We start from the raw sequence: 5,950 nt of genomic DNA, 5'->3' as shown, positions 1-5,950 counted from the left end.
TGGACGACCGCGAGGTCATCGACGCCTACCGCGGGCTCTGGAGGATCGAGGAGTCCTTCCGGGTGATGAAGGGCGACCTCGGCGCGCGCCCCGTCTACTGCTCCACCGAGTCCCACATACGCGCCCACTTCCTCGTCTGCTACGTGGCGCTGCTCGCCATGCGGCTCATGCAGCTCGACACGGGGCGGAAATACTCCGCAGCGCAGATATCGGAGGCTCTCGCCGGCGTGACGGGCCACCTCGTGGACCGCAACCTCTACCTGTTCGACTACCGGACCGACCTCACCGACGAGCTCGCGGGAGCCGTCGGGATCGACCTGTCGCGCCAGGTGCTCACCCGCGGGCAGATCCGATCCATCATGGCGGATGTGAGGAAACCGAGGAGCTAGGGCGTACCACGCCGGAAAATGTCACTAGAAAAAGGGCCGTTCTCCCAGCTCAGTGTAGGAGAACGGCCCTCTTTAGCTGCAAAAGTTAGGTTGTAGCATGCCTGCAGAAGGGTCAGGTGCCCGAGCTTGATCATGAAGTGTTTTCGTCTGTTGAGCCTGATAGATTGTGCGAAATCGCTGCAAAGCTGACCGCTGCAGACATTCCGGTGTTCGAGCGCGCGCTGCGTGCTATTGATGAGCGCGACTTGGCTTGGTTGGGATTCAAGATTGTTCTGGATCCAGCCGTTGCCGTGACAAACGTGGACAACGAAGTCACGAAGAAGTTCGGCGACAAGGGCTCCGCTAATGGCGACTCTTTCATTTTCTTTGCCAACGATGCGAAGGAAATCGTGTGCGCACACGAGTACTCGGGGCGCGATTTGATGCAGATGAAGGATGTAACGCGCGCCCCGCCATGCACAACGAGCAGTTCGATGGCTTGATTTGGCAAGCCACGCCGCTGTTCGAGGCGAAGCGTGTTTGGCTGCTGGGCGCTTCGGATGTTGCCTGCGAAGTGGCGCAGCTTGCAACCCATCTGGGCTTTTTAGTGACGGTTGCCGATTACGACCCTGCTTTCTTGAATGAAGAGCGCTTCCCAGGCGTGCAGCGCATTTTGTTCGAGGGCGGTAACTTCGATGACCTGCAGAAATACGCTGCGGACCCCGCCGATTACGTGTGCGTGCTTACGCGCGGCCACATGTACGACCCGCAGAGCTGCGCGTGGGGCGTGGCATGCAACACGCATTACGTGGGCATGATGGGCTGCAAGGGTAAGAACGAAACGGTTCACGACCTGGTTATTGGGCTGGGCGCCACCGAAGAAGGCTGGGCGCGCATCAAACGACCCATCGGTTTGAAGTTTGGCGCAAAAACCACCGATGAACTGGCTGTTTCTATTACGGCAAAGCTTATTGACGTGCGTTATAAGGAAAATTACAGCGAAGCGGCGCGTGTTCAACACGAAAACCATTTGGACTAAACGTTCTTCCCAAAGCGAAGGAACCAACAACGCCCCGCACACGTGAGTATGTGGGGCGTTTTCTGTGCGGCGGCAAGGCGGCTTTGCGAGCCCTACAGTTGCTGCATCGCTTCCGAAAGATCAATGCGGTAGTGCTGCGCAATCCATTCAAGGGTTTTCGGCGTTTCCTGGAACGAGAGGTTCACGGCGCTGTAAATCTGGAACTTGTCGATGGCGCCTTCGCCGTATCGGTCATACGCGTAAACTCCGGGGTTCAGGTACCCGATAACGTTTTCCCAGTACTCTGCGTTGTCCTTTCCCTGCGCCCACACGGCAAGGCTCGGATTATAAGCAGCGCTGGTCAGCAGCTCGTTTGCCATGCCGGCGTCCAGAAGCTCCTTGAGCTCGTTGCCGGTCAGAGTCACATCAAGGCTTCCGGATGCATCGTCGGTTTGCGTGATTTCGTCCTCAAGGACTTCAGTACCTCCGTACTTTCCGTGGTAAAGGTTGATGCTTCCCACAACAGCGGTGGGGCGAGATTCTGCCAAATCGTAAAGCCAATCAATGCGGTTTTGTCGTGCCGCATCGCTTGATGCAAAGGAGGCAATCTTGCTTGAGAACGATGCGGGGTCATTCAGCTCGTCTTTGAGCAGGCATATGTCGTAACCGCGCTTGATTACGTCACCGTTTTTCATTTCGTAATTGAAGCTCACGTAGGAACGGTAATAACTCGAAGCATCAAGACGGGTGGTGCCTTCATATATGTATTTGCCGCTATAGGTGGCATTTGCCGACGGTAAGCCTTTCTGCGTGGGCGATTCGTGCTCGTCGATGATCGATTGGTGCAGGTCGGTGACGGTTTTGATGTTTTCGGGTTTATCTGCGACAAAGTCTAAACCGTCTACAAAAACGCTCTCGATGTCGGATTCCGCGGGAACATATTTCGACTCGCAGCTGGCTACTCCATAAGCACCTGCGCTCACGCCCACGCACAACAGCGCCACCAGCGCCAAACCGGGAAGGCGTCGCTTGATAACGCGTGCAGATTTCGCCATGATGCTTTCCAGAACCGCGTAAGAGCCCAGCGCACCCAAAAAATAGAAGCCGATGAGCGCTCCCATAAGGCCAAGATTATTCGCTTGCTGTGCTGCGCTGCCGTCGTAATAGGAAAACGCGCATCCGACCAGGGCAAATCCCAGTCCGAATGCAATGCTGAACATAATGCTGAACACAGGGCGCAGCTTTTTGAACGCAACGCCTTCGCCTACTTCTTCCACGCGGCGGTACTTGAAGAGCACGCAGGCCACGGCAACGGCAATCACGGCAACAAGCGCGTAGGCAGCAAGCATACCCCAAATGTCATACCAGGTTGGCATCATGAACCGTGTTTCCATCTGCGCCATGGGCGAGAAGATCAACGCGATGCTTGACGGATTCAGGTTGCCGGTAACACCGTAGGAGAACAGGTCAGTTGCCGTTTTGAAGCCGAAATCAACAACGCAAGCATAGCCGTGCAGCATAAGCGTGACAATGATGAACACCAAGCGCGAGCTCGAAAGCGCCGCACAGAGCAGGCACAGACCGCTGTGGATGATAACAAGCAGGCAGCCCGATGTTATGAGCGTGGGACCCAGGCAAAGTTCGAAGCCAGCCGACAGCTCCGCGAACGTGAAGAGCAAGCCCGCAATCACATTTACCGCAAGGCCAGGCAAAACGGTAACAACAAAGCTTGTGAGCAGCAGCGTTGACCTGCGCACCGCGCCTGCCCCGTAAAACCGCGCGCTTTCCGACTTGAACAGGTAATCGCAGTTCACGCAGGTAGCAACTACGCAGTACGCCAGCGTGAAGAACGCCGAAAACGTTAGGAACAGGGGAAGGTAACTTGAAAGGCTGTTTGTTGGATCCAGGCTGTTCACGTAAACGGTGTAGCGCATGCGGGAAATGGTGGGCACGAGCGTGAGGAGCCATCCCAAAAGGTACAGAGCGCTCACGTACCAATTTCGCTTGAACAGCTCTTTTGCCAAAGCGAAATTACAAAACGATATTCTTGACATGGGGGCTCACCTCGTTCAACTCATACAGGAACAGCTCTTCCAGGGACAGCGGGATAATCTCAAGCAGCACGGGGTTCAGCGCGGAAAGTGTCGTGCGCACTTGATCTGCATTGCCGCGCACGATAAGGGTGCGCAAGCGTCCTTCGACGCTTTCATGCAGCACGTCCACGCCCGCAAACTCCACGCCATCGGGCAGTGCCAGCTGCACCTTCACCAGCGAACCATCAAGTGAAAGCAAGTCGTGTTCGCTTATGACCTGGCCTTCCGCCATAATTCCCAAGTGATCGCATACGCCTTCGAGTTCGCGCAAGTTGTGACTGCTCACTATAACGGTGGTGTCGAATTCCGCAACGTCGCTCAGGACAATGCTCCACGCCGTTTTCCTTACCAGCGAATCCAATCCGTCCATTGGCTCATCCAGCAGCAAAACGTCGGGGCGCGATGCCAGCGCCAACAGGAGCATCGCTTGCTTTTGCATGCCCTTCGAGAACTTGCGGAAGGGCAGGGTAAGGGGCAGATTGAGGTTGCCAAGCAGCGTTTCGAAGCGCCCCCTGTCGAAGCGGGGCGTTATTGACTCATGTAGAGAAACCAGGCTTTTGAGCGTGGAGCGCGCGGGAATGTAGAAGCTGCTAGGCACAAATGCAATGCGCTCTTTGATGGCAACGTTTTCGAACACCGGTTGTTCCAATACCAGCACATCACCGCTGTCTTTGCGATAGATGCCTGCAATGTGCTGCAGCAGCGTGGTTTTTCCTGCGCCGTTTGGACCAACCAGCCCGTAGACCGATCCTGTGGGGACGTGCATATCAACGCTGTTCAGCGCAACAAAATCATCGAAGCGCTTCGTTAGATGAAGCGTTTGTACGGCGAATTCAGTCATGATTTCCACCTCCGTTTAAGCGTTCAATCAAGGTTTCGGGGTCTACCCCTATCGAGAGAAGTTCCTGCACGGTTTCGTCGAAAGCGGCAAGAAGTTCGTTTTTTCGTGCTTGAGATGCTTCGGGGTTGTATGACACGAAGCTGCCCTTGCCTTTAACAGAGCAAATGCAGCCATCTGCTTCAAGCGCATGATAGGCGCGTTGAATGGTGTTGGGGTTTACGGAAAGCTGCGCAGCTAAGCTGCGTACCGAAGGCATTTCAGTGCCTGGTTCAAGCAGACCGGCAAGGATTTGGCGTCGATACGCATCGCGCACCTGCTCATAGAGCGGTCGTTGGTCGCGGTAATCAACGGCAATCATGGGGCAAGACCTCCTTTCAGTGTTCGTTCTGTATTAACTGTACTATGCATGCTAATACAGTTTATACAGAGCTGCAGTAACCTGTCAAGAGGAGAAAGGGCGCGATAGCGCGATTCCAGAAGCCGCAAAGGCGTTTGCGCCGCATACTCATGTCAGACGGCGATTCTTGGCTTTTGTTCAAGGGTTGCGATTGATTCTGCGAATAAAAGGAGGCGCTGATAAGTATAACTGCACCGATTCTGCATTATTGGGCACCGTGTGCAACGTGTTCGGTTGTGGTGAATTACGCCAACGAGAAGGGCATTGAGCTGGATAAACGCGTGTTGAGCAAGTGACACCTTACGAAGAGCTGCTTGCCTTGGGTGGCAATGCGAATCTTATTCCGTATCTGTACGACGCGGGTCAGCTTATTCAGGGCAACGACGAGATCATCGCATATCTGGAGCAACGATAAGCGTTGTTGCTGGCGCGTTTTGCGTGAGCGTGGCTTGCCGGACGCGATATATGCGCATCGGTTGCCAAGCGATAAGTATTGCGCCTGGTTGGGCAGAATGCGACATGCGCATGCTTATGCGCCGTGACCGCACTCGCCTTCAGGTAAAAGGAACACCCCACGCCACGAAATTGTTGACAAAAGATGGGGTAATTTGACATCAAATAGGAGGATATCGAAATATTTTTGATTTCCTCCTATTTTGATAATTTCAGGGGGGGGGTATAGGGGAGCGAAAAGTGGCTCTCATGTTTTCTGAAATATGCTCTCTGACGAATTGCGCTGCTCTGAACTCTCTTAAAAGGCTCGAGTTGCCCCTGATGCAATCAAGACGGTATGAGCAGGACATAAAAAGTTGGAAGCCCCTCCTGCATGCATATCCGCGGATTAGGCCGACAATAGTGGTGTCCAAACCGCCAGCGACCACGCCGCACTCATGGAAGGGGCTTCCGATGAACAATGCTACCACTTTCGTAGGGCTCGACGTCCACGCGCGCTCGATAAAGGCCTGCGCCTTCGTGCCGGCCACGGGCGAAATCGAGAGGAAATCGCTCGGGTACGAGCCCGTGTAGGAGAACGGCCCTCTTTAGCTGCAAAAGTTAGGTTCTACCACATAGGCAGCATGAGCCCCGAATCTATCGAGGGGGCTGCGCAATTAGCGAATGAACGCTCTCGACTGCCAGGCACCTTTCCCGAAAGGGGGCTTCTCGCCCAAACTCTTCGCTGAAGCGAGTGGCGTTTCGCTACAATGCCGCAGCGGAATCTAATCGTCACGGTCG

Annotated in this window: 6 protein-coding genes and 1 pseudogene; 4 read left to right on the top strand and 3 right to left on the bottom strand. The window is 54.8% G+C overall.

Annotation, left to right across the window (positions count from 1 at the left end):
* From Q0I65_RS09430 to Q0I65_RS09420, 3 genes and pseudogenes are all read left to right on the top strand, one after another.
* Positions 1-389 (top strand): annotated as a pseudogene (locus Q0I65_RS09430) (hypothetical protein); the annotation flags it as partial.
* Positions 390-505: 116 nt separating this feature from the next.
* A complete protein-coding gene (locus tag Q0I65_RS09425) occupies positions 506-871 on the top strand; it encodes a hypothetical protein (RefSeq protein ID WP_296062862.1) in 366 nt (121 codons plus the stop codon).
* Positions 844-1,407: an XdhC family protein gene (locus Q0I65_RS09420; RefSeq protein ID WP_296062861.1), complete on the top strand. Its 564-nt coding sequence runs from the start codon at positions 844-846 to the stop codon at positions 1,405-1,407. Before Q0I65_RS09425 ends, Q0I65_RS09420 begins: the two co-directional genes overlap by 28 nt.
* A gap of 92 nt (positions 1,408-1,499) precedes the next feature.
* Here the strand turns inward: Q0I65_RS09420 and Q0I65_RS09415 are convergent, their stop codons facing one another.
* The 3 genes from Q0I65_RS09415 to Q0I65_RS09405 form a co-directional block, all read right to left on the bottom strand.
* Entirely contained in the window at positions 1,500-3,302 is a 1,803-nt protein-coding gene (locus Q0I65_RS09415) for a hypothetical protein (RefSeq protein ID WP_296062859.1), read from the bottom strand.
* Positions 3,303-3,417: 115 nt separating this feature from the next.
* The gene (locus Q0I65_RS09410; RefSeq protein WP_296062857.1) at positions 3,418-4,320 is read right to left on the bottom strand and encodes an ABC transporter ATP-binding protein; all 903 of its coding nucleotides are present in this window, start codon (positions 4,318-4,320) and stop codon (positions 3,418-3,420) included.
* Positions 4,313-4,678: a GntR family transcriptional regulator gene (locus Q0I65_RS09405; protein ID WP_296062856.1), complete on the bottom strand. Its 366-nt coding sequence runs from the start codon at positions 4,676-4,678 to the stop codon at positions 4,313-4,315. Before Q0I65_RS09405 ends, Q0I65_RS09410 begins: the two co-directional genes overlap by 8 nt.
* Positions 4,679-5,009: 331 nt before the next feature.
* Between Q0I65_RS09405 and Q0I65_RS09400 the strand changes: the two genes are divergently transcribed.
* Positions 5,010-5,132, top strand: coding sequence for a hypothetical protein (locus Q0I65_RS09400; RefSeq protein WP_296062853.1), 123 nt, complete (start codon positions 5,010-5,012; stop codon positions 5,130-5,132).
* The last annotated feature ends 818 nt before the right edge of the window (positions 5,133-5,950 follow it).

The sequence above is a fragment of the uncultured Ellagibacter sp. genome, from assembly GCF_934643285.1.
Lineage (GTDB): Bacteria > Actinomycetota > Coriobacteriia > Coriobacteriales > Eggerthellaceae > Ellagibacter.
The sequence above is the reverse complement of the archived record's forward strand: the minus strand, read 5'-3'. Positions and strand labels throughout refer to the sequence as shown.

Coding starts and splice junctions, on each gene's coding strand:
- Q0I65_RS09420 (WP_296062861.1), top strand. CDS start 844: ATGCACAACGAGCAGTTCGATGGCTTGATTTGGCAAGCCACGCCGCTG.
- Q0I65_RS09410 (WP_296062857.1), bottom strand. CDS start 4,320: ATGACTGAATTCGCCGTACAAACGCTTCATCTAACGAAGCGCTTCGAT.
- Q0I65_RS09405 (WP_296062856.1), bottom strand. CDS start 4,678: ATGATTGCCGTTGATTACCGCGACCAACGACCGCTCTATGAGCAGGTG.